We start from the raw sequence: 22,369 nt of genomic DNA, 5'->3' as shown, positions 1-22,369 counted from the left end.
GGTACGAGTCGACTGGCCGAGGTCGGCACGCAGTGAGAGGCTATTCCTCCCATTTGACCGTTGACATCGTTGTCACCACTCAACCCTGCTCTGGCAGCCGGCCGACTGTCAATTCCGGCTGCGTCACACCGACCCGGAGCGGCGACGCTCAGTAGTAGTCGTCGATCGGCCGGCGGGCCTCGTCGAACAGCGCCGGCCCCTCGTACCGAACCGGGGGCAGCGGCGGGGTGGCCGGCTTGACCTCCTCGAACTGCTCGGTGGACAGCGCGTACACCACCCGCCCGAGCCCGGACCGGTCGATCGCCGTCGCGCACATCGCGCAGGGCTGACAACTGGTGAACATGGTGGTGCCGGCAGCCACCTCGGGAGAGAGTTCCCGAGCCGCCCAGCGGGCCAGCTTCAACTCCGGATGGGCGCTGATGTCCGCGTCGGAGACCACCGTGTTGTGGTCCTCGATCAGGACGACACCGGCCGCGTCGACAAGCAACGAGCCGAACGGCCGTTCGCCGGAAGCCCCCGCCCGCCGGGCGATGTCGACGGCATGGCGGAGAAACTTCTCGTCGTCGGGGGTCATCGGTCCTCCTGGGTTCTGTGATGTGCGGCCACTGCCGCAAGGGTCCGCCAGGCACGTTCGGGCTGGCGGATCTCGGTCAGGTCGCCGTTGAACGGGTCCAGCACCACCGTCTCCGCGCCGAGCACACGAAGCTGGTCCAGGTCGGCGACGATCTGATCGATGGTGCCGACACCGGCGAGCCGGTCGGCGTCGGTGATCGGTTCCCGGGTCTCCTGAAGCGCGATCCGCGGCACCAACGCGGGCACCGGGCGACCCAGCTCGCCGGCGATGTCCGTCAGTCGCCCGACCGCCTCGGCCAGCCGTCCCGGTGTGACCCGCAGCGGGTGCCAGGCGTCACCGAGCAGCACCGCGCGGCGCATGCCGGCCTCGCTGTTGCCACCGACCCAGATCGGAATCGCGGCCGTGTCGTAGTCGTCGGTGTCCTGCCAGGCCGCACGCATGGTGTGCAGGTACTCGTCGGTCAGCGCGCCGCGCTGCCGGAACGGCACCCCGAGCGCCTCGAACTCCTGCCGGGCCCAGCCGACGCCGACACCGAGCACGAGCCGTCCGCCGCTGAGCCGGTTGAGGTTCGCCGCCATCCGGGCGGTGAGCAGCGGGTGCCGGTACGGGACGATGAGCACCGTTGTGCCCAGTCGAACCCGGCTGGTCACCCCGGCCAGCCAGGACAACGTGGTGAACGGCTCGTAGAACGGCGCAGGATACTGCTCGGCCACGTCCGGGGTCACCGCGATGTGATCGGAGACCATCAACAGGTCGAAGCCGAGACCCTCCACCGTCTGCGCCCACCGACGCAGCACGTCGGGGTCGGTGCCCGGGGCGAAGTTCGGTACGTTCACACCAATCTGCACCCGTCCACGCTAGCCACTGTGGACCGGTCTGTGAACGCCGCAGCCCGGCTGAGTCACCTGGCAGCCGCCGCGGATCGCCGCACGACTCAGGAGCGCCGGATGGATCTGCCCGAGGGGCTCGACTGGGTCCGAGAAACACCGGCCGGACGCGCCTGGCTGGCCGCACTCCCGACGTGGCTGAACGAGTGCGCCAAGCGCTGGTCGCTGCGGGTCGGGCCGCCCTTCCCTTACGCGTACGCGTCACTGGCCCTCCCCGCCCACCTGCCCGATGGCACTGCGGTGGTGCTGAAGCTCCAGTACCCCGACGAGGAGAGCCGGCACGAAGCCGACGCACTGGCGCACTGGGACGGCGTCGCGGCGGTTCGTCTGCTCGCCCACGACCCCGAGCGGCGTGCCCTGCTGCTCGAACGCTGCCAGCCCGGCTCTCCCCTGCACGACCTTGCGCCGGACCGAGCGCTGGACGTGGTGGTCGGACTACTCCCCCGGCTCTGGCGACCGGCCGGCGCGCCGTTCACCCCACTGGCAGAGGAGGCCGCCGGCTGGATCGACCGGATGCCCCGCGCCTGGGAACGGGCCGGCCGACCGTACGAGCGACGGCTGCTGGACGCGGCGCTCGACCTGCTCACCGGCCTGGCGTCCAGCCAGGGCGAGCAGGTGCTGGTCAACCAGGACCTGCACGCCGGCAACATCCTCGCCGCCGACGCGCACGGCGGCGGTCGAGGGCCGTGGCTGGCAATCGACCCGAAGCCGCTGACCGGGGAACGGGAGTTCTCGGTCGTGCCGATGGTCCGCGGCCCGGAGCTGGGCCACTCACCGGCTGCCGTCCGGCATCGGCTGGACCGGCTCAGCAGCGACCTGGGACTGGACCGGGCTCGGGTCCGGGGCTGGACGATCGGACACACGCTGGCCTGGAGCCTCGCCGACGGAACGGTCTTCCCCGAGAAAATCGAAGTGGTCCGCTGGCTGCTCGACGGCGACTGACTTCCACCAACGCGCGAGCCTCCCACACCCGACCCGACCCAACTCCGCCACCACACCCGGCCCAAATCCGCGACCACACCCGACCCAAATCCGCGATCTTGCACTTTCTGTCCCGACACAGGACGCATATCCGCCCACATCGACAACAGGAACCGCAAGATCGACGCACTGGGGCGCGGGGTGCGCGGGGCGCGGCGAGCCCGCGGGGCGCGGCGTGCCCGCGGGGTGCGCGGGGCGCGAGGCGCGGGTGGGGCGCGGGGGCGCGGGTGGGGTCAGCTGGGCTGGCAGGTGCGGCACCAGTACAGGTTGCGGCCGGCCAATTCGCCGCGGCTGACCTCGGTGCCGCAGACGTGGCAGGGTGCTCCCGGGCGGCGGTAGACGTACACCTCGCCGCCGTGCCGGTCGACCCGCGCCGGCCGACCCATGGTCTCTGGCAGGTGCGCGTCGCGGACCGTGTCGATCCGACCGTGCTCGACAGCGAGCCGCATCAAGCCGACCAGGTCGGCCCAGAGGGCGTCCCAGCCGGTCCTGGTCAACTCTCGGCCCGGCATCGTGGGCGGCAGTCCCGCCCGGAACAGCGCCTCGGTCACGAAGATCAGACCGGTGCCGGCCACCACCGATTGATCCAGCAGCAGAGCGGCGAGGGGGGTGGGACTGCGGGCGATCCGGGCGTACGCCTGCTCCGGGTCGGCGTCGGCGCGCAACGGATCGGGCCCGAGACGGTCCCGCAGCGCGGCCACCTCCGGTGGGGTGAGCACCTCACAGGCCGTGGGCCCGCGCAGGTCGAGCCAGTGCCGGTCGCTGGCCAGCCGGAGTCGCACCTGCCCGACCGGCTCCGGCGGCTCCCCCGGCCCGTCGGTGAACTTGCCATACAACCCGAGGTGTACGTGCAACGTCAGCTCGCCGGCGTAATGGTGTAACAGGTGTTTCCCGTACGCTTCGGTGCCTTCCAGAACTGTCCCGGAGAGTCGGGCGGCACCCTCGGCGAAGCGGCCCTGCGGGCTGGCGGCGAGCAGCTTGTCCCCGGCGAACAGCTCGGCGTGCCGGGCCGCCAGGCGATGGATCGTGTGTCCCTCTGGCACAGGTGCCAAGGATAGCCAGCCCCGCCCGACCGGTCCGCGCTGAACCGCTCGGGCCCGCCGCCGCGGTGACGATCCGGCCGCCGCACTGATCGACATCCGGCCGGCCGGCCGCCGCGCTGACGGGCCCGCCGCCGCGCCGATCGGCATCCAGCCCGCCGCCGCCCTGACGGGTCCGCCGCGTCGATCAACCCGGCCCCCATCACGTTGATCGACTCGGGTTGCAGGAAGTCGGGGTGTCCACGGAGACGGGAAGCCCCGACTTCCAGGAAATCGAGTCGGTCAAGGCCGCGGCAGGGCTGGCCCGGACCAGGCGGCCAGGTCAGCCGCGACCGGTCGAGGCCGGTTGCCCGCCGGTCGCGGCTAACCGCGGCCGGTCTTGGTGGCCGTACCCAGGATTGGTGTCAGGAAACGCCCAGGTGGGTATTTGGGGGCCGACACCGCGTGGGTGCCACCCTTTCCGTCGGCCACCACGCATTCATCAGGAGGTGTGTAGTGGTCAGGATTCCTTCGCTGTCCCGCCGGTCCGAGCCGGCACCGACGCGGGACGAGAACCTCGACGGCCGCGTGGACGGTCGCGACACCCCGGTCACCGAGACCGCTCAGTCCGACGGCGGCGTCGGCCGTCCGGTGGTCACCGACCGGGACGACGACCAGACGACGTACCGCAGCGCCGGCACGACCGGCGGGCAGACCAGTGCGGCCGAGCGGCGGGCCAACGAGCGGGCGGCGGTGGCCCGAGCCGCCACCGGTCGACCGGCGGAGGCCGACTCGCGGGGCACCGCCCGCCCGGTCGCGCCCGAGCCCTCGAACGGCACGAACCGCCCGGTCGCACCTGAGCCCGTGAACGGCACGACGCGCCCGGACACTCCGGAGCCCCGCACCGGCACCATCGGCAAGGAGCAGACCGAGGCCCGTCCTGCCGTCGCCCCGAGCACGGCGCGCACCGCCGAGCGGGACGCCGACGTCGACAGCACCACCCGTCGGCCGGACACCACCGACCGGGTCACCACCGACGGGACCAGCACGGACCGCACTGTCGACCCGACCCCGGGCGCGAGCACGCCTGAGCCGCCGGTGACGCGTGGACCGAAGCCGCGGGCCAGCCTGCTCGCCACCCTCGGCCTGATCGTCTCGGTCGTCGGTGCGACGTTCGTGCTGACCGGAACCTTGGCCGGGTACGGCATCGGGCTCGGCGCGTTCGGCGCGGTGCTGTCGGTGCTCGGCCTGATGGCCACCCGCCGCCGGCACGTCGCCGGCAAGACCGACGCGCTCTTCGGCGTGCTGATCGGTCTGGCCGCGGTCGTGATCGGGGTGCTCGCGATGACCGGCCAGTTCGACTGGCCGACCACCGACGGCGACTGGGTGCAGCGCTTCCGGGAGTGGCTTGACTCACAGTTTGTCGATCGTTTCTAGCGGGCACTGTTCCGCTCGCCGGTGATGCACCGGCGAACAGCCGGCGGTTCGCCGGCAACCCGATCAGTCCGGTGGTTCACCGGCCGGGGGACACCCTTTCAGGGGCGGCGGTTCGCCGCCCCTGAAGTGTTTCCAGGGTTCGACGGTTCCGGTCCGGATCACTGCGGCGACCTCGCGCGTCACCCGGAGATCCGCGCCTCTCGACTGCCGGGCGAACCACGTACGCCAGCCTTTGCTCTGCTGCCCTATATGCGCCAGCAAGGTCGGCGCCAGGCGTCCGACGAGCGGCGCCGGGAGTGGCCGGCGGATTCCGCTCCTGGTCAGTGCGGGCGGCGCCGGCTGGTGGCGCACATACGGCAGCAGAGCAAAGGCTGCGAACGAGCGTCCCGGCCCTACCTCCAAGCCCTGCCCCCGGCCCCTGCCTCCCGGATCTCGGCTTCAACGCAACGAATCGCCTCAGAGGGTTCACCACACGCAACGGATCTACGCCATGCGCAACTCTCGGTGGTGGATCCTGCCGCTGACGCCGCATACCGTTGAGCAACGGCGCCAGCCCGTGGGCCACGGTGGTCGGGCGCGCCCGACCCCTGGGAGCAGGACAATGACGATGGACGCCACCAGCCAGCGCCTGTTGATGTGCCGGCCGACGTACTTCGCCGTCGACTACGCGATCAACCCCTGGATGGACCCGACCGCGCCGGTCGACGCCGCGCTGGCCGTCCGGCAGTGGGAGCAACTGCGCCAGACGTACCTTGACCTGGGCCACACCGTCGAGGAGATCACTCCGGTGCCCGGCCTGCCCGACATGGTCTTCGCCGCCAACGGCGGCACCGTGATCGACGGCAAGGCGATGGCCGTGCAGTTCCGGGACCCGCAGCGCGCCGACGAGGCGCCGGCGTTCCGGGCCTGGTTCGAGGCCGCCGGCTTCGAGATGTACGACCCGAAGCACGTCAACGAGGGCGAGGGTGACGTCCTGCTGGCCGGTGAGCACCTGCTGGCTGGCACCGGCTTCCGCACGGCGCACGCCGCACACGCCCAGTTGCAGGAGGTCTTCGGCTACCCGGTGATCACCATGCAACTGGTCGACCCGCGCTTCTACCACCTGGACACCGCGTTGACCGTGCTCGACGAGCGGACCGTGGCGTACCTGCCGGAGGCTTTCTCCCCGGGCAGCCAGGCTGTGCTGCGACGGCTCTTCCCCGACGCGGTGCACGCCACCATGGCCGACGCCGAGGTGCTGGGGTTGAACGCGGTCAGCGACGGGCGGCACGTGGTGCTGCCCGCGCAGGCCACCGACCTGGCCGCCAAGCTGCGCGACCGGGGCTACGAGACCATCGGGGTCGACCTGTCCGAGCTACGTAAGGCCGGCGGCGGACCGAAGTGCTGCACGCTGCGACTCCGTCAGGGAAAGGCAAGCAAGTGATCGTGGACGACAAGCTGCGTACGCCGGGAGCGGTCCGGGACGCCGAGCGCTGGACGGCGCACAACTACCACCCGCTGCCGGTGGTGATCTCGTCCGCCGAAGGTGCCTGGCTCACCGACGTGGACGGCCGCCGCTACCTGGACTGCCTGGCCGGCTACTCCGCGCTGAACTTCGGTCACCGACACCCGCAGTTGATCGCCGCCGCGCACGCCCAACTGGACCGGCTGACGCTGACCAGTCGCGCGTTCATCCACGACCAGTTCGCCGACTTCTGCCGGGAGCTGGCCGAGCTGTGCGGCAAGGACCTCGTGCTGCCGATGAACACCGGCGCCGAGGCGGTGGAGACCGGGATCAAGGTGGCCCGCAAGTGGGGCTACCAGGTCAAGGGCGTGCCCGCCGGCCAGGCCAACATCGTGGTCGCCGAGGGCAACTTCCACGGCCGGACCACCACCATCGTGAGCTTCTCCACCGACGAGGACGCCCGCGCCGACTTCGGGCCGTACACCCCGGGGTTCACGGTCGTGCCGTACGGCGACCTGGAGGCGCTGACCGCCGCGATCGACGAGAACACCGTGGCCGTGCTGCTGGAGCCGATCCAGGGCGAGCAGGGTGTGGTGGTGCCGCCGGAGGGCTACCTGCCGGGCGTACGTCAGGTCTGCACCGAGCGCGACGTGCTGTTCATCGCCGACGAGATCCAGTCGGGTCTGGGGCGTACCGGCGCGACCTTCGCCTGTGACCACGAGGGCGTCGTGCCGGACATGTACCTGCTCGGCAAGGCCCTCGGCGGCGGCATCGTGCCGGTCTCCGCGGTGGCCGCGAACGCCGACGTGCTCGGGGTACTCAAGCCCGGCCAGCACGGCTCCACGTTCGGCGGCAACCCGCTCGCCTGCGCGGTGGCGATCGAGGTGGTCCGGCTGCTGGCCACCGGCGAGTTCCAGCGCCGCTCGGCCGAGCTGGGTGAGCGGCTGCGGGACGGCCTGGAAGGGTTGGTCGGCAAGGGTCTGGTCGGGGTACGCGTCCGCGGCCTGTGGGCCGGGCTGGACATCGACCCGGCGCTGATGAGCGGCCGGGAGGCGTGTGAGCGGCTCGCCGCGCGCGGAGTCCTCGCCAAGGACACCCACGGCTCCACCATCCGGCTCGCCCCACCCCTGGTCATCACCGAGGACGAGATCGACCTGGCGGTGACCCAGCTGGCCGAGGTGTTGGCCGGCTGAGCAAGGAACGTGCTGAAGGGCGGGCGTGGGAGTTCCGACGCCCGCCCTTCGCGTCAGGGGCGGGGCAGGCGCATCGCCATCGTGGGGGCCTCGGCCATCACCGAGGTGGGAGTGAACGGGGCGCCGGTCGGCAGCTCCTCGGCCCGACCGATCTGCACACCGGGATACAGCTCGATCATGTCGTTCTCGCCCAGCACCCGGGACTGCTGCGGGGCCAGCGGGATCCGGTCCGACTCGGTCATCGAACCGCCCGGCCGGATGCCCGAGCCGTTGGTGCTGACGTCGGTCACGATGATCTCGCCGACCCGCAGCTCGAAGCGGACGTGACCACGGCTGATCCACCGCCGGGCCTCGTCGTTGAGCCACTGCCCGAGCATGATCCCGCCGTCCTGCTCGGGAGCCCGACCGGCCACGACCGGCTGTTCCTCGCTGAGCACGAACCGCCGTCGGACCAGGCCGCCGACGCGCACCGCGAGCACCTCGGTACGCGGACGCGGGCCGCCGTCACCGAGCCGTACGCCGTGTCGGGGGCAGGTCGGCACGCCGTTGCGCAGGGCGGGCGGCGGCTGCGCGGCGGGGCTGCGGTCGGCACCCCCGGCCAGGTCGGCGAACGCGCCACCCCCACCGCCGCCGCCGAACAGCGCGCAGCCCGACTCCGGGCAGCGCCACTGGCGGGCCAGCAGCTTGACGCCGGTCGGCGAGCGCTTCCCGGCCACCGGCGAGTGGCCACCACCGACGTGCGCGATGAACACCGGCCCGCCAGCGCCCGGCACCGGCGCGACCACCCGACCGGGCTGCTCGACCAGCCACGGGAAACGCCCCCGCAGCCCGTCGAAGCGGACCCGGCTGAGCACCGGCAGACCGAGCAGGTCGGCGACCTCCAACATCCGGTCACCCGGGTTGTCGAGCACCTCGACGAGCCCGTCGTCGGCCCAGCGGCGGACGACCATCCGCTCGTTGGAGGTGAGGTCGGCGTCGGAGAGCAACGCGCGGTGCACCACCGCGTAGACCTGCACGCTGTCCTCCTCCAGCTCGCGGGAGAGCGCGTCGATGACCATGCCGAGGCGTAGCAGGCTGGCCGGCCGACCACCGTCGATGTCCTGGTAGCGGATCACCTCGGCCAGGTCGACCACGGCTCGGGCCAGTGACGGGTCCGTGCAGACCCGACCCTCGATGGCATCCAGAACCTTGCTGATCTCGAATCTCATGCCGCACTCCGGACGATGTCGTCAATGCGCCGGGCCAGCTCGACGTCCCGGCGGGTGACCCCACCGGCCGAGTGCGTGACACAGCGGAAGGTCAGGGTCCGCCATCGGATGTCGATGTCGGGATGGTGGTCGATCTCCTCGGCCACCGCCGCCACCCGGTCAACCACCGTGATGGCGGCCGGGAAACTGCCGAGCTGGACGGTACGACCGATGCCGGTCGGGTCGCCCGACCAGTCGGGCAACCGGCCCAGCTCTTCTCGCACCGCGTCCGCGGTGAGCAGGTCTGCCATGACCAGACCCTACCGGTGGGGCGTCCGGCGAGCCGGACACGCCACCGGCGGAGGGCCGGGCCAGGTCTTCCCTCAGATCTTGGGCGCTTTCAAGTTAAATCAGACGCTACAGGCCCTTCTCTTGAGCCGGCCGTCTTGGGGGTGGCCGTTGCCAGTAGACAAAAGATTGGCCCCGCCAAGCTGTGCTCGGCGGGGCCAATGCCTACTACTCGTACTTCATCAACCGGCCAGGGAGGCCGATGCGGCAACGTAGCGCCAAGGTTGCGGCGCCGCTAAGTAGCTCACTTAAAAGGAACCAAAGAACCGATCCCACCAACTCGGCTCTGCGGAACCTGGAAAACGTAGGCGGGCAACTCCGTCATAGCGGTTCGTAAGAATCTCTTCAGGAATCGCGAGGTACCCCGACACAGCGAGAGCATGCTCAACCTTCTCAAGGTCACCAACGTCCAGTTCACCCTCGGCGCGTGCTTCGTCAGTACTTAAGAACGCACCCGGGTTATCTGCCGCCAGCATGGCGAGCGGTTTGAACCTGCTTACTAGAACAACAACTCACGTCCCGCAGACGGTGGCTTTTCCCGACACCTCGATTCGCCCGTACTGCGCGGAGTCCTGAATGTCTCGATCAATCTCGCCAAGTTCCAAGAAGCGAGAACTAATCTGTGAAAGCAAATTGTCAAAGGAGGCCGCAGCATCGGCTGAACTGTAGCCAGCCGGAGACTCCAACCACTCGGGATCATCGAGCCGACGCAGAATTGCCATCAGATCGACTTCCGCCTCCATGGTCCCCCAATCACCGAGGGTCGTGCATCCAAGTAAACCGATCGAGTTTTCATGCGCATACGACGTCAGCCCATGACGGCAACCGTGACGGCAACGTCCGTCGACCACGAGCAACCTGTACGACCACTCGTCACCCTCCGGTTTCGTAGCCACTCCGTCGCATCAGCGGAAAATACGAACTCGTTGGCTCAATCTTTCACATCCGCCTTGATTCCAACTTTAAACATCAGGAGGCTGCCGGGCTAGACTTCACGACGAACGTGACTCGCCTGTCGCCCGCATTCGCATAGCGGGCAAAGAATTGCCTTGCGGTCGCCCCAACTCGCGCCTCATGAATGTCTGCCGGCTCCCCTTCCACCGACTCCGCGTACCAGTTCTCGCCTGAGGGGTAGTACTCGCCATTTTCAAACTCCCAAAGGTCTCCGCCAAGCGGAGCCACACCGTTCATCAAAAGCATTTCGAGCACAGCAGGAGCTGCGGAGAGGGGAAAGCAATACTCTTTCGATCCAGCGACCGTACTGAGATCAAAGGCAAGTTCAGCCAGGTCAGGAGGCAGCAAACTGAGCATCTTGGACTGAGCTTCGCTGGCCATGGTTACTTCATCCTTCGGTCAAAGAATCGATGGTTAATCGAACCATCAGACTCAACAATCCAATGGAACGTACCCCTCGAACCATTCACGGAGCCGGGAAGCTTCACATGCAGACGTGGAATCCCGTCACCCCCCTTGACCATCGACGTATCCCGCATCGTTGGCAAGGTGTCAATTGACGCAGGGAACGCATGGTCATCGCCACTCTTGATCTGCTCCTGAACCTTCTCCGTGTACCGCGAGCCCTGAAGCGGATTAGCGTCCGGCCGCTCCGGTCCGAGTGGCTTGTCGGCCATGGACGGCGCAGGAGTGTCGCCACCGCAGTTGTGCACGAGGACCGGTGTGTTGCCGCCGACCACATAGTACGTGTGGATGTCCTCGACGGTGAGGTTGTAGACCGCGACGCTCTGCGTCCAGTGCCGAGTCCCGACCACCGTCAGGGTCCGGCCGTCTGGCGTTGCCACCTGGTCGCCCGCGAGGAGCTGCCCGGCCTCGATCCATCGGCCCTCGTCGGCCACCCAGAACGGGTGTCCGTCGGTCGCCACGATCTTCTCGGTCGACTCTCCAGCGTCACCGTCGACGTCGACGGTGACGTCCACCAGCGATCTTCGCCTGCGCTGGCAGCCCGGTGACGTTGGGGAACTTCATCACCACCCGGCTGTTGCCGTAGATCGAGCCCCTTGTTGCCGACCTGGAGTTCACCGCCGGCATCCAGCTTGTCCCAGTTGTTGTCTGGTTTGAGGCTGGTCAGGGTGTTGTCGTCGGCGCCGGTGAAGAACCTGATCACCTGACCGGCCTTGGGCAGCCGCACCATCTGGGTCTGCGCCGGGATGACCGTGCCGTCCCTTAGTCGAGCGGCGATCATGTAGAAGTAGGCCTCGCCGAACTGGCTCGCCGAGTTCGCCGGGGTGGGCGTGGCGTGGGTGTCCGAGTACGTGGTGCGGCCCGGTCGGATCGGGGCGACCAGGGTGGACGCGTTCGGCATGAAGTTCTGCGTCGTGCTGGAGTGCACCTGGTACTCGACCAGGTCGTCGTCCGGTGACGACGACGGGTCGGCGTAGGTGGACCAGGACAGGTCCGCGCCGGTGGCCCGTACTGTGGTGACCGGATTCAGCGCGACGCCGGGCTTGCCCCAGGTGAGCAGCAACTTCGGGCCGTGGTCGTCCTCGCCGCCGTAGGAGAAGTCGCCGGACTCGTACCGTGGGCCGCCGTTCTTGTTCGACTCGTCCTTGCCCTTGACCATGAAGCCGTGGTTGGTCGAGGGGTTGTCCAGCCAGCCCTGCACCGTCGAGCGGACGCTGTAGCTGTGCCAGGCGTTGGTCTGGTGCAGCGGCTTGGTCACCTCGGCCCGCTTGACCAGCCGGACCGCGTCGGCCACGACCTTCTTGTTGGCCACGTCGCCGAGCACGACCTTGTGCGTGGTGCCCGCCTTGAACCCGTACGTGCCGATCGACACCCAGTTCTGACTGCCGGAGCCGGTGGTCTGGTTGACCGTCTTGACCACCGAGCCACCGTCGTGGAACACGGTGTAGGGCGCGTTGGTGGCGCGGTCGGAACCCGGCACGTAGTGCACGTACACCTCGTACTGACCGTCCTCGGTCAGCCGCGGCACCCAGGTGAAGGTCTGGCCGGTGGACGCGTCGGCGTTGTACCGGTAGGCGCCGTTGTTCGCCTGACTGCGGTCGGTGGCGGTGGCGCCGACCCACTCACCACTGGCGGACACCTTGGTGCCGTCCGCCTCGTCCACCTGCTCGCGGTTCTCCCCGACCTCGGCGAACTTGGTGTTCATGGTGCCCCACGTCGCGGTGGATTCGTTCCACGCCGCGGTCACCCGACGGGCCTCGAACGCCATCGAGGCGTCGTCGGCACCGCCGTGGGTCTGGTCGAAGTACATCTGCAACTGCGCGGAGTCCAGCACCGTGTTGGCCGGCACCTTGGACAGGTCGAACTTGGTCAGGGAGCGGAACGTGCCCCCGGACGAGGCGCCGGCGGAGAGCTTCCAGGTGCTGTCGAAGTTCTCCGTGGGGCCGCCGGACGCGATCATCACGTCCTGGGCCTGACCCAGGGTCGGTTGAACCTTGATCGTCGGATCGATCACCACCGGATACCTGCGGGCCGGGTCGCGCAGCCAGGCGTCGTCCGCGGCGACCGTCACCACCGTGCGGCCGTCCTGCTGACCGACCCGTTGGCTGACCTGGTAGCTCATCACCTTGCCGACCACCGAGGCCGGGTCGTCGGCGCTGTCGTACATGTACGGCCGAGGCATCGTGAACAGCGGTGGCCCCTGCCGGTCCGTGGCGAAGAACGACACCGAGCCGTCGGCCTGCGGCACCGCGCGGACCGAGTCGGTGTCCAGCGTGAAGGTGTACGTGGCCGGCCCGCTCGGCGGGGCGGCCAGCACGATCTGCTCCTTCACCGCCGACGGCGTCACCTCGTAGACGAGGTCGGCGCCGGCGACGGCACCCGGGTAGGTGACCCGGCTGCCGCTCGCCGTCGGGCGCAGGGCACGCGGTCCGCCGGCGAGCCCGAGGGTCAGCCCGTGGTCGCCTGTCGAGTACGACAGCACCCGGTCACTGCGGTCGCCGAACTTGCTGACGAACGCGTTCTGGGTGGCGGCGTACGGGTAGCCCGAGGCGCCACTGGCCGCCACTGTCGGTCTGATGTCCTGCCAGCGGCCCTTGCTGTCCCGGTAGTGGACCGGCTCACGACTGGCCTCCGCCTGCATCCGCCCGTCGGCCAGCAGGAAGACCTTGGTGCTCGCGGTGCGGCGGTCAGTGAGTTCGCGGACCCGGCGCACCGGTGGCATGGGTTTCGCGGAGGTCGCCTGAGCCACCGAGGGCAGCACGCTCGCCGGACCCGGCGGGGTCGGCGGCACGTCTCGGCCCTGCGGCGTCGGCGGGCGCAGTACGGTGCCGGGCCGGGGCGCCGGCTCGGCCTCACCTGGGGGTTTTCCGTACGCCGGAGTGCCGGAAATCACCAGCACGACACCGGCCAGTGCCGCAATAAGGCGGCGTCCATTACCAATTCTGCTCATCAATTGCCCTTCACGCGATGCGTACGACGAGGACACGAGGACCACGGCACATGACATGCCGGTCGAACTGCCACGAAGAAGGGAATCAGCGCACGCTGAAACAGCGCCGGACACCGCGACGAGGCTCAGAAATGAGTCGGATCAGCGCCCCCGTGGGTGCCGCAGTGAAACTAGCAACCGTTGATTGATTGCAGCAACTATTTACGCAGGGCAATTTTTGCCCCAAGGCCAGGAACAATGGCCCAATATGGACATTAATATTTGTCAGATCGGTGTCGAGTGACGCCCGCGCCGAATCGCGGTCCAGGCACATGACGGTGGGGCGGGCATCATCAGATGCCCGCCCCACCGCTCGATCCTCGCGTCAGCCGCGCAGCGGCCGGCGTCGTTTAGCCGCGCAGCGGCTGGCCCACCTCGTGCAGGTGTCCGAGGGCCTGCCGGTACGACTCGACGAGCCCGGTCTCGGCGTACGGGATGCCCTGCTCGGCGCAGTAGGCCCTGACGATGGGCTGGGCCCGGCGCAGGTTGGCGCGGGGCATGTTCGGGAAGAGGTGGTGCTCGATCTGGTAGTTGAGGCCACCCAACGCGGTGTCCACGAGTCGACTGCCGCGTACGTTGCGGGAGGTCAGCACCTGCTTACGCAGGAAGTCCAACTCGTCCTCGGCGGTCGGCATCGGCATGCCCTTGTGGTTCGGCGCGAACGCGCAACCCATGTAGAGACCCCACAGGGCCTGGTGCACGACGGCGAAGAGCAGCGCCTTGACCGGGGACATGACCGCCAGCAGCAGCGCGACATAGCCGACGGTGTGCGCGAGGAGCAGCGCCGCCTCGGCCGCCCGGTGCCGCATCGGCACGGTGTACCCGCCGTTCGGATCCCGGCCGACGATGGCCCGGATGCTCGCCACGTGCAGGTTCAGGCCCTCCAGCAGAAGCATCGGGAAGAAGAGGTACGCCTGCCGCCTGGCCAGCCAGCGACCAAACCCCCGCGTGCCCAGCGCCTGCTCGTGCGTCCACACCAGGGCGCCCGCGCCGACGTCCGGGTCCTCGTCCTCGTGGTTCGGGTTGGCGTGGTGCCGGTTGTGCTTGTTGACCCACCAGCCGTAGCTGAGCCCGACCGCCGCGTTGCCGGCGAACAAACCCACCAACTCGCTGGGGCCACGCCGGCGGAACATCTGGCGGTGCCCGGCGTCGTGGCCGAGGAAGGCGACCTGCGTGGTGGCGACCGCCATCAGGGCCGCGAGGGGAAGTTGCCACCAGGAGTCGCCGAGCAGGAACACGGCCACCCAGCCGGCCACGAAGGCACCGAGGGTGAGCACGATGCGGGTGACGTACCAGCCGGGGCGCCGCTCCAGCAGACCCGCCTGGCTGATCCGTCGGGACAACTGTGCGTAGTCACTGCCTCGCCGTCGTACCGGCGGTTCCGCCACCGCTCCGAGCGCCATCGCTGCTCCCGTTCCTCATGCGCCCGCGCCAGGGTGGTTCGGGCTACTGTCGAGTCTCCCGATCGCGGTAGCGCTGAGTAACCCCGACAGCCCCCGAATGGGGGGTAGGGCAGGCCCTACCCCTACTGGTCCGGCTCAGCCCAGTCGGCCCACCGCGGCGCGCAGTCGAGCCAGGTCACGTCGACGCCGCTCGTAGGTGGCGGCGAGCCCGACCAGCGCCAGCCCGCCGATCCCCAGGTAGATCCACCGGGGCAGCAGGTCCCAACCCCGGGCCAGCTCGTGCAGCGCCAGCAGCGTCAGCACCCCGCCGCCGAGCAGGACCGGCGCCTGCCACCGGCGGGTCGCGCCGGCCAGCACCGCGCCGGTCGCCGCCACACCGAGCAACAGTCGCCGCCACGGCTGCGGGTCCGCCCCGGCCAGCACCGACACGAGGCTGGGCAGCAGCGCCGCCACCAACCCCGGGCCGAGGGCCGGCCAGCTGGTCAGCCCCGGCCGGGTGCGCAACGCCAGCAGACCCGCTGCGACGGCGAGCGCCGCGGCCGGCAGCGTGTACGCCTCCAGCACGGTCACCCCGCCGGCGGCCAGCAGCACCCAGGCCCCGAGCAACTCGCTGCCGGCGGCGATCCCGGCGAACACCCAGCGCAGGGCGGCCGGCTCACCCCGGCGCAGCAGCCGTAGCGCGACGGCGGCACCCCAGAGCACGCAGACGGTGGCGAGGTGCCGCGCCGCCTCGACGGCGAGCACCGCCGCCACCAGCGCGACGGCCTGTGCGGCGGCGTCCAGCACCCGTCCCAGCCGGACCCGCGCCGGGGTGAGCGCCGCGGCGGCCAGCACGAGCGCGGCCACCCCCAGCAGTGGGTACGCGGCAGCCCGCACGGGCAGCCCACCGGCGAGGGGGGCGGTCACCGCCAACGCGGACGCCGCGCCCACGGCGGCGAGACAGCCGGCGACCCGTACCTCGAACCGGCGCGCGCCGGCGGCGACCGCGACCGCCGCCACCAGCAGCGCCCCCTCGGCGGCAAGCGTCCCGGCCCGGGTGGCCAGCAGACCGAGCACACCGGAGGCCACCAGCACCACGCCCACCGGCACGGCGACCGGTGTGAGCGCCGGGCGGGCGGCGGCCAGCGCGGCGAACAGCAGCGCCGCCAGGCCGGCGAGCAGAACGGCGGCCGAAAGCACCGGCCACGGCGCGCCGATCGCGATGAGCAGCACCGGCAGCGCCGCCGCGAGGAACGGCAACGCGGCCGGCACCGGCAGGCCGACCCGCCGACCGGCCAGCGCACCGGCCACCGCCAGCACGACCAGCGCGAACCCGACCGGCAGCACCGTCGGGTCGGCCACGACGGTGGGCGCCCCCGACCACACCCGGTTCCCGCCGCCGTAGGGCGACCCGAGCGCGCTCAGCACTGTCGGCAGGGCCGCCAGGACGGCGACCACCGCCAGCGTTGCGCCGGCCGCCAGCAACAACGCCGACCGGGCCGACCCGCGCCCGTCAACCGCCGGCCGCTCTCCGAGAGCCACCTGGCCGAGGCCGCTCGGCGGCGCCAGCACGTAGCCGACGAACGCGACACCCAGCGCGGCCAGCGCCGCGTACGGCGCGAGCGGCTCGTCACCCGCCGCGACCAGCGGCGCGAGGCCGGACACGGTCACCGCGGCGACGGCGCCGGTCACCGCGTACCCGATCAGCTCCACCCGGTGGCGACGGACCGCGAGCGCCGCGACCAGCGACAGCCCGGCGGCGGCCAGCGCGAGCCGGGCCTGCCACCAGGGCGGCCCGCCCGCTGCGAACGTCGCCACCGCCGCGATGCCGGGCAGCGCGAGCTGCCCGACCAGCAGACCCGCGCCGGCCACCTCCCGGTACGCGCTGGCCCCCTGTCGGACGGCCAGCGCCAGCCCGAGGACGGCGAGCACGCCGAGCGCCACCAGGGCACCGGCCGGGGCGGCCAGGGCGACCAGCAGCCCGTGCCCGAGCAGGACGGCACCGCCGAGCGCACGCGAGCGAAGGGCGACGGGTGGGGTGGTCGGACGGGCCAGCACGGCGAGCAGCAACGCGACCCCGCCGACCAGGTCGACGGCCACCACCTGAGGCCAGGAGGCCGTCCAGCCGGCGGGCACGGCGAACAGCACCGCCACCGCCCCGGCCGTGGCGAGCACCGCGCGCGTGCTGGCCGGGAGCAGCAGCACCGTGGCACCGATCGTCAGTGCGACCGCCAGTGCCAGCTGCCAGCCCCAGCTCAGGTCCGGCCCCGTCCCGGCCCCGCCCCAGGGCGGCAACGACCGGCCGACGGCGGCGACCGCCAGCCCGACGGTGATCAACACGGTGACCTGCGCCGTGCCGGCCGCGACGAACAGCGCACCGGCCCGCGGACCGGTCCGCCAACCGCCGCCACCGTCCACCGCCGCCGACAGGAACCGCACGGCGGCGGCCATCCCCAGGGCCACCGTCGCCGCCGCGAGCAGCAGCACTGACGGCCGCAGCTCCGCCACCGGACGCAGCAGGGCGGCGGCGAGCACCGGCACCAGCAGCGCCGCCGCCACCGCCCGCAGCGCCCGCCCCCCGACGAGCCGGGCCGCGCCGAAACCGGTCAGCGCGACCAGCAACAGCGGCACCCCGGCCAGCAGTGGCGAGCCCCCCGCCCGCCCACCGACCAGCGGCACCACCGCGCACGCCGCCGCGCCCACCAGCGCGCCGACGTGACCGGCGCCGGCCAACACCCGGCCGACGAGCTGCGCCGCCCCACCCCGGCCACGCAGCGCGGCCAGCACGGCCAGGTTCAGCGACGCCACCCCGAGCAGGACCAACGCCCACCCCGCCGCACCCAGCCCGGCCTCGGCGGCGAGCAGCGGCAACGCCGGCTGGGCGGCCACCAGGGCGGCGAACCAGGGCCCCGTCAACCCGCTCCACCGGCCGTACGCCACGGCGACCGCCGCGCTGGCCCCCCCGACCAGCGCGGCGTACCGGCTGCCCGGCCAGCCGGTCACGCCGGCCAGGTCCACCGACCAGGCCGCGTAACCGTCCAGCACCACCAGCAGCAACCCCACCGCGGCAAACGTCTCCGCCGTGCCGCGCAGCCCCCGGCGGACCGCCAGCAGCGGTACGCCCAGCGCGAACGCGGTGAACGCCGCCAGAATCAACGCCCGGCCGGCGACCCCCACCGCCGCCCAGGCGACCGCGGTGAACACCACCGCCGCAGTGCCCAGCAGGAGTCCACCGAGGACGAAGAGCAGACCCTGGACCGTCCGGGCCGAGGTCTCCGCCGCACCCGGCCGGGAGCCCGCCGCGACACCGGGGCCCGGGCCGATGAACGGCGCCGGGCCGGCCACCGGCACCGGCACCGGGCGCGCCACGACCGGGACCGCCAGCCCGGCGCGGACGACAGCGGCCAGTTCGGCCCGCCGACCGGACACTGTCGACAGCCGTCCGGCCAGCTCGGTGTACGCGCGGCGAGCCCGCTCCACCTGCGGCTCGAGCTCGGCGACCTCCCGGCTCAGCCGAACCACCTCGGCGGCGATCGGGTCGGGTGCGCGCCGGCAGCCGGAGCATCCGGCGCTCAGATCGGCCGGTGCGCCGCAGGCGGGACAGGGGTATCGGGTGTCGTCCACCGGGTCATCATCGACAACCGACCGGGGTGCGACCCAGAGTGCGCGTACTCAGGATCGGGTGTGCTCGTACACCCAGGTGGCGTAGTCGGGGTTTCCGCTCTCCACCCTGGACACCAGGATCTCCGGCACCTCGTACGGGTGGCTGACCCGGATCTGGTCCAGCAACGCGGTGAGCCGATCCGGTGCGGTCTTGAACTGCACCGACCACTCGGTGCTCGTCTCCATCCCGGATCGCCACCAGTAGGTGCTGTCCACCTGACCACCCACCTGGGCGCAGGCGGCGAGCCTGCCGGCGACGGCCGCAGCCGCCAGCACGTCGGCGACCGAACGCGCGTCCACCACCGTTGTCACCACGCAGATCTCGTCCACGCCCGCACCCTACGCGGACATTTACCGATTAGCGGCGATCCAGGCATCAATCTGCGCCCACCAGTCGAAGAGCCAGTCGATGCGTTCCTGCCGTCCGGTCGGTACGTCCTCCGGCGGCACGGACCAGAACCGCATCACGATCCGCTTGTCCATCGGCAGCTCCCGCCACACGTCGGCGACGGTGAGCATCCGGTCCAGACCGGTGTGGGCGACGAAGATGACCCCGGCGTCGGGTGCGGCGTCCAGCGCGGCGAGCATCCCACCGGGCTGCGGGGCGAGCACGTGGCGCATCCGCTCGGCGCGCAGGGCCATCCGTTCCAGGCCGAGGGAGCGCAACCGGGCGATGGCGCGCAGCCGTCGCCGGGGGGTGAAGTTGCCGCCCTCGGGGAAGATCACGAACGCGTCGTTGTCGTCCAGGCCGGTGGCGAGGTGCCCGACCTGGCGTACCGTCTCCTCGCCGCGCTCCGTAGTCGGCGCGATGAACCGGTTCGGCAGCCGGTTGAGCAGCACGTCGATCGCCGGATCCCACTGGAGGCTGTCCTTGAGGACGATCCGAGGCTCCCGGTGGAACCAGTTGACCAGCCCGTGGATCAGGATGAACGAGTCGCCCGGCCCGGCGTGCCGACAGAGCACCAGCTCGGGCCGGCCGGGCAGCGCAGTGTCCGGGTCGGTGCCCACCACGTCGATGCTCAACCGCAGTGTCCACCGTGCCTGCCAGAACAGCACCCGCAGGAACCACCCGGCCAGCACGTAGTGCGCGCGCTGGAAGGCCGGCGACCGGGTCCGCCAGCCGAAACCGGAGACGACCCAGAGCACGAAGAGCGCGAGCAGCGCGGCAGCGTCCCAGACCAGGTAGAAACAGCCGATCCAGAGCAGTCGCAGTGGACGCAACCGGCCCGGGACCAGCGGCGACGCGGCTGCGGCCAGAAGTGCCCAGAGCGGCAACGTGGTGACCACGAGGAAGGCGAGCAGCACGACGGCGGGCGCGAACAGCAGCCGACGCAGCCACCGGGGAGGTAACGGCATCAACGCTCCTGGTGGGTGGCGAGGTAGCGCCGTGAGGCGGTGTACGCGCGGCTGATCCGCCGTCCCACCGCCGCCATGTCCCGGTACGCCCACGGTGTGTCGTCGCGGGGGTTGAGCCCGCCGGTCGGCAGGACGTGCACCTCCACCCCCTCCGGCAGAGCCGCCAACTCCCGGAAGAAGCGGTGCCGGCGGGATATCTCGAACGCGACCTGCGCGATCTCCCACGGCCGACGGGGCGGAGTCAGCTCCCGTTCGATCCGACCGACCTGGAGCACGTAGATCCGGCGGGCGCCGACGGCCACCGCTTCGCCGATAGGGATGGAGTTGACGATCCCGCCGTCCACGTAGTGCGCGCCGTCGATCTCCATCGGCGGAAGCAGGCCCGGCACCGAGGCCGACGCCATGACCGCCGGCACCACCGGACCACTGTCGAACCAGTGCTCCGCGGCCCGCTCGATGTGGGCGGCGCAGCACCGGAACGGCACCCGCAGGTCGGCGAAGGTGGTGTCCACCCCCAGCTCGGTCTCCAACAGGCGGCGCAGCGGCCGGGGCGAGTGCAGGTGGGTGCGGGCGGCGAAACGGCGCAGCTGCCGGGCGACCGAGTCGCCGTACACCTCGCTCGCCTCCGGTGAGGCCCAGAGCCGGACCAGCCGGTCGGTCACCGCCTCGGACGGGTCGGCGGCGACCAACGCGCCGTTGACCGCGCCGATCGAGGTGCCCAGGACCATGTCGGGTTGGATGCCGGCCCGGAACAGGGCACGCAACATGCCGACCTCGACCGCGCCGAGCACTCCCCCGCCGCCGAGCACGAACGCCACCGGTCCCGCCGCCATGCCTCTCATCCTGGCACGGGCCCGCCGCCGGCTGTCGGGCCGGCGGTCGGCGCACGGTAGGCACCGTCCACCGACGGTCGGCGGCGACAGCGTTGACAGGCTGATCGCATTCGCGCAACCTGATACCGCTCCCACCCCTGAGGCAGGTGCGATCCGTGAAGGCAGCGCTGCATCCGGGCCGATTGCTGGCTCGCAGATACCGACTTCTGGACCAGATCGGCGCTGGTGGCATGTCGGTCATCTGGCGTGCCCGGGACGAGGTGCTCGACCGGGTGGTCGCACTCAAGGTGCTCGCCCCGTCACTCGCCGCGGACGCGCGGTTCCGGGGAATGGTGCGCGAGGAGGCACGGGCCGCCGCCCAGTTGGTGCACCCGCACCTGACCTCCGTGCACGACTACGGCGAGACGGTCGACCCGGACGGCTCGATCACCTCGTTCGTGGTGATGGAGCTGCTCAACGGCGAGGAGTTGAAGCTTCGGCTCACCGAGGGGCCGCTGCCGTGGACCGAGGCGGTCCAGGTGGGCGCGCAGGTGGCGGACGCGCTGGCGGCCGCGCACCGGCTCGGCATCGTGCACCGGGACATCACCCCGGCCAACGTGATGATGACCGCCACCGGCGTCAAGGTGCTCGACTTCGGCATCGCCACCCGCATCGGCGCGCCCGACGAGGACGAGGACGGCGAGACCTTCGGCACCCCGGCGTACGTCGCCCCGGAACGTCTCGACGGCGCGCCGGCCCAGCCGTCCACCGACGTGTACTCGCTCGGCGTGCTGCTGCACGAGGCGCTCACCGGCCGGGTCCCGTATCCGGCGGACACCTGGGAGCAGCTCAGCGCCGCGCTGGCCAGTGGCCCGCCGCCGACGCTGGCCGACCTACCGGACCTGCCCGCGCCGGTGGCCGAGATCTGCCTGCGCAGCCTCGCCCGGAACCCGGCCGACCGGCCGACCGCCCGCCAGGTCGCCACCGCGCTCCGCGACCACTCGCTGCCCGCCGAGCCCCCGACGGCGACCATCCGGGTGCCCACCCAGCCCCTGCCACCGCAGTCGCCCGCCGTCGCGACGCCCAGCATCGCGGCGGCGACGCGACTGGGCGGAGCCGTCCCGGACGGGGAAACCTCCTCCGGCGCGGGCGAGCCGCCGACCGGGTCGGGCTGGTCGCGGCGGCGACTGGTGCTGCTGCTGGTGCTGGCCGTCGGGCTGACAGCGGCCGGGGTGGCGCTGTTGCCCGAACAGCAGCCGACCCGCCGGGCGCAGCAATCCGCCGGGCCGGTGACGACCCCGTCGACCGACCCGCCGGCCCCCGAGCCGTCCACGCCGATCACGTCCGCCCCGCCGACCCCGCCGCCCTCGACGAAGCCGACCACCGGGGCGCCCACCTCGAACCCGGGCACCCTCACCGAGGTCGCGAACCGGGTCGACGGGTTGATCGGCACCGGGCTGAGCGCCGGTGAGATCCGCGACGACGTCGCCCTCGACCTGCGCAACGAGCTGCGCAACCTGACCGTCGCGGTCAGCTCCGGCCGCGAGGAGCTGGCACCGCCGGTGGCCCGGCTGCGCGCCAAGGTCGCCGTCCGTCTCGGTGAGGGCGGCATCAGCCCGGCGTACGCCTCCCGGCTGGACGCCGCCATCGCCGAGCTGGGCGCGACCGGGGCCTGACC

Annotated in this window: 19 protein-coding genes; 5 read left to right on the top strand and 14 right to left on the bottom strand. The window is 71.3% G+C overall.

Annotated features, from left to right (window positions below; all coding sequences use genetic code 11):
- Window positions 1-148: 148 nt before the first annotated feature.
- Window positions 149-574 carry a nucleoside deaminase gene (locus tag AB0877_RS08760; RefSeq protein WP_238680605.1) on the bottom strand — a complete coding sequence of 142 codons (426 nt, stop codon included), beginning with the start codon at window positions 572-574 and terminating at the stop codon, window positions 149-151.
- Complete coding sequence (locus tag AB0877_RS08755; protein ID WP_366607993.1) at window positions 571-1,422, bottom strand: LLM class flavin-dependent oxidoreductase; 852 nt, start codon at window positions 1,420-1,422, stop codon at window positions 571-573. The genes AB0877_RS08760 and AB0877_RS08755 overlap by 4 nt, the downstream gene beginning before the upstream one ends.
- Window positions 1,423-1,521: 99 nt before the next feature.
- Between AB0877_RS08755 and AB0877_RS08750 the strand changes: the two genes are divergently transcribed.
- Complete coding sequence (locus AB0877_RS08750) at window positions 1,522-2,403, top strand: aminoglycoside phosphotransferase family protein (RefSeq protein ID WP_366607991.1); 882 nt, start codon at window positions 1,522-1,524, stop codon at window positions 2,401-2,403.
- 272 nt (window positions 2,404-2,675) lie between these two features.
- Here the strand turns inward: AB0877_RS08750 and AB0877_RS08745 are convergent, their stop codons facing one another.
- Window positions 2,676-3,485, bottom strand: a complete 810-nt coding sequence (locus AB0877_RS08745) for a DNA-formamidopyrimidine glycosylase family protein (protein WP_366607989.1) — start codon at window positions 3,483-3,485, stop codon at window positions 2,676-2,678.
- Window positions 3,486-3,977: 492 nt separating this feature from the next.
- On the opposite strand from AB0877_RS08745, the gene AB0877_RS08740 reads away from it, so the two are divergent.
- The 3 genes from AB0877_RS08740 to rocD all read left to right on the top strand — a co-directional run bounded on the left by AB0877_RS08740 (window position 3,978) and on the right by rocD (window position 7,535).
- Entirely contained in the window at window positions 3,978-4,898 is a 921-nt protein-coding gene (locus tag AB0877_RS08740) for a thrombospondin (RefSeq protein ID WP_366607987.1), read from the top strand.
- A gap of 607 nt (window positions 4,899-5,505) precedes the next feature.
- Window positions 5,506-6,321: a dimethylargininase gene (ddaH, locus tag AB0877_RS08735; RefSeq protein WP_366608135.1), complete on the top strand. Its 816-nt coding sequence runs from the start codon at window positions 5,506-5,508 to the stop codon at window positions 6,319-6,321.
- Window positions 6,321-7,535 (top strand): ornithine--oxo-acid transaminase, encoded by a 1,215-nt coding sequence (rocD, locus tag AB0877_RS08730; protein ID WP_366608134.1) that lies wholly within the window; start codon window positions 6,321-6,323, stop codon window positions 7,533-7,535. The genes ddaH and rocD overlap by 1 nt, the downstream gene beginning before the upstream one ends.
- A gap of 53 nt (window positions 7,536-7,588) precedes the next feature.
- Here rocD and AB0877_RS08725 read toward each other — a convergent pair whose 3' ends face one another.
- The 11 genes from AB0877_RS08725 to AB0877_RS08675 form a co-directional block, all read right to left on the bottom strand.
- A complete protein-coding gene (locus AB0877_RS08725; RefSeq protein ID WP_366607985.1) occupies window positions 7,589-8,743 on the bottom strand; it encodes an FHA domain-containing protein in 1,155 nt (384 codons plus the stop codon).
- Complete coding sequence (locus AB0877_RS08720; RefSeq protein ID WP_366607983.1) at window positions 8,740-9,033, bottom strand: 4a-hydroxytetrahydrobiopterin dehydratase; 294 nt, start codon at window positions 9,031-9,033, stop codon at window positions 8,740-8,742. The genes AB0877_RS08725 and AB0877_RS08720 overlap by 4 nt, the downstream gene beginning before the upstream one ends.
- A gap of 549 nt (window positions 9,034-9,582) precedes the next feature.
- Window positions 9,583-9,921, bottom strand: a complete 339-nt coding sequence (locus AB0877_RS08715; RefSeq protein ID WP_366607981.1) for a hypothetical protein — start codon at window positions 9,919-9,921, stop codon at window positions 9,583-9,585.
- A 118-nt stretch (window positions 9,922-10,039) separates the two neighbouring features.
- Window positions 10,040-10,405 (bottom strand): hypothetical protein, encoded by a 366-nt coding sequence (locus AB0877_RS08710; RefSeq protein WP_366607979.1) that lies wholly within the window; start codon window positions 10,403-10,405, stop codon window positions 10,040-10,042.
- 2 nt (window positions 10,406-10,407) lie between these two features.
- Window positions 10,408-10,950, bottom strand: a complete 543-nt coding sequence (locus tag AB0877_RS08705; RefSeq protein WP_366607977.1) for a polymorphic toxin-type HINT domain-containing protein — start codon at window positions 10,948-10,950, stop codon at window positions 10,408-10,410.
- On the bottom strand, window positions 10,842-13,439 hold the full coding sequence (locus tag AB0877_RS08700; RefSeq protein ID WP_366607975.1) for a DNRLRE domain-containing protein: 2,598 nt from the start codon (window positions 13,437-13,439) through the stop codon (window positions 10,842-10,844). Before AB0877_RS08700 ends, AB0877_RS08705 begins: the two co-directional genes overlap by 109 nt.
- Before the next feature lie 389 nt (window positions 13,440-13,828).
- Window positions 13,829-14,881 (bottom strand): acyl-CoA desaturase, encoded by a 1,053-nt coding sequence (locus AB0877_RS08695; RefSeq protein ID WP_366607973.1) that lies wholly within the window; start codon window positions 14,879-14,881, stop codon window positions 13,829-13,831.
- Between the two features lie 135 nt (window positions 14,882-15,016).
- A complete protein-coding gene (locus AB0877_RS08690) occupies window positions 15,017-18,484 on the bottom strand; it encodes a hypothetical protein (protein ID WP_366607971.1) in 3,468 nt (1,155 codons plus the stop codon).
- Between the two features lie 48 nt (window positions 18,485-18,532).
- Complete coding sequence (gene cutA / locus AB0877_RS08685) at window positions 18,533-18,853, bottom strand: divalent-cation tolerance protein CutA (protein ID WP_091406014.1); 321 nt, start codon at window positions 18,851-18,853, stop codon at window positions 18,533-18,535.
- Between the two features lie 21 nt (window positions 18,854-18,874).
- On the bottom strand, window positions 18,875-19,879 hold the full coding sequence (locus AB0877_RS08680) for a 1-acyl-sn-glycerol-3-phosphate acyltransferase (protein WP_366607970.1): 1,005 nt from the start codon (window positions 19,877-19,879) through the stop codon (window positions 18,875-18,877).
- Entirely contained in the window at window positions 19,879-20,712 is an 834-nt protein-coding gene (locus AB0877_RS08675) for a patatin-like phospholipase family protein (RefSeq protein ID WP_366607968.1), read from the bottom strand. Before AB0877_RS08675 ends, AB0877_RS08680 begins: the two co-directional genes overlap by 1 nt.
- 155 nt (window positions 20,713-20,867) lie before the next feature.
- Here AB0877_RS08675 and AB0877_RS08670 point away from each other — a divergent pair, with 155 nt between their 5' ends.
- The gene (locus AB0877_RS08670; protein WP_366607966.1) at window positions 20,868-22,367 is read left to right on the top strand and encodes a protein kinase; all 1,500 of its coding nucleotides are present in this window, start codon (window positions 20,868-20,870) and stop codon (window positions 22,365-22,367) included.
- Window positions 22,368-22,369 lie beyond the last annotated feature (2 nt).

Origin of the sequence: Micromonospora sp. NPDC047644 (assembly GCF_040704315.1) — a bacterium.
In the GTDB taxonomy this organism is placed as follows: domain Bacteria; phylum Actinomycetota; class Actinomycetes; order Mycobacteriales; family Micromonosporaceae; genus Micromonospora.
This window is presented reverse-complemented; position numbering and strand designations above follow the sequence as displayed.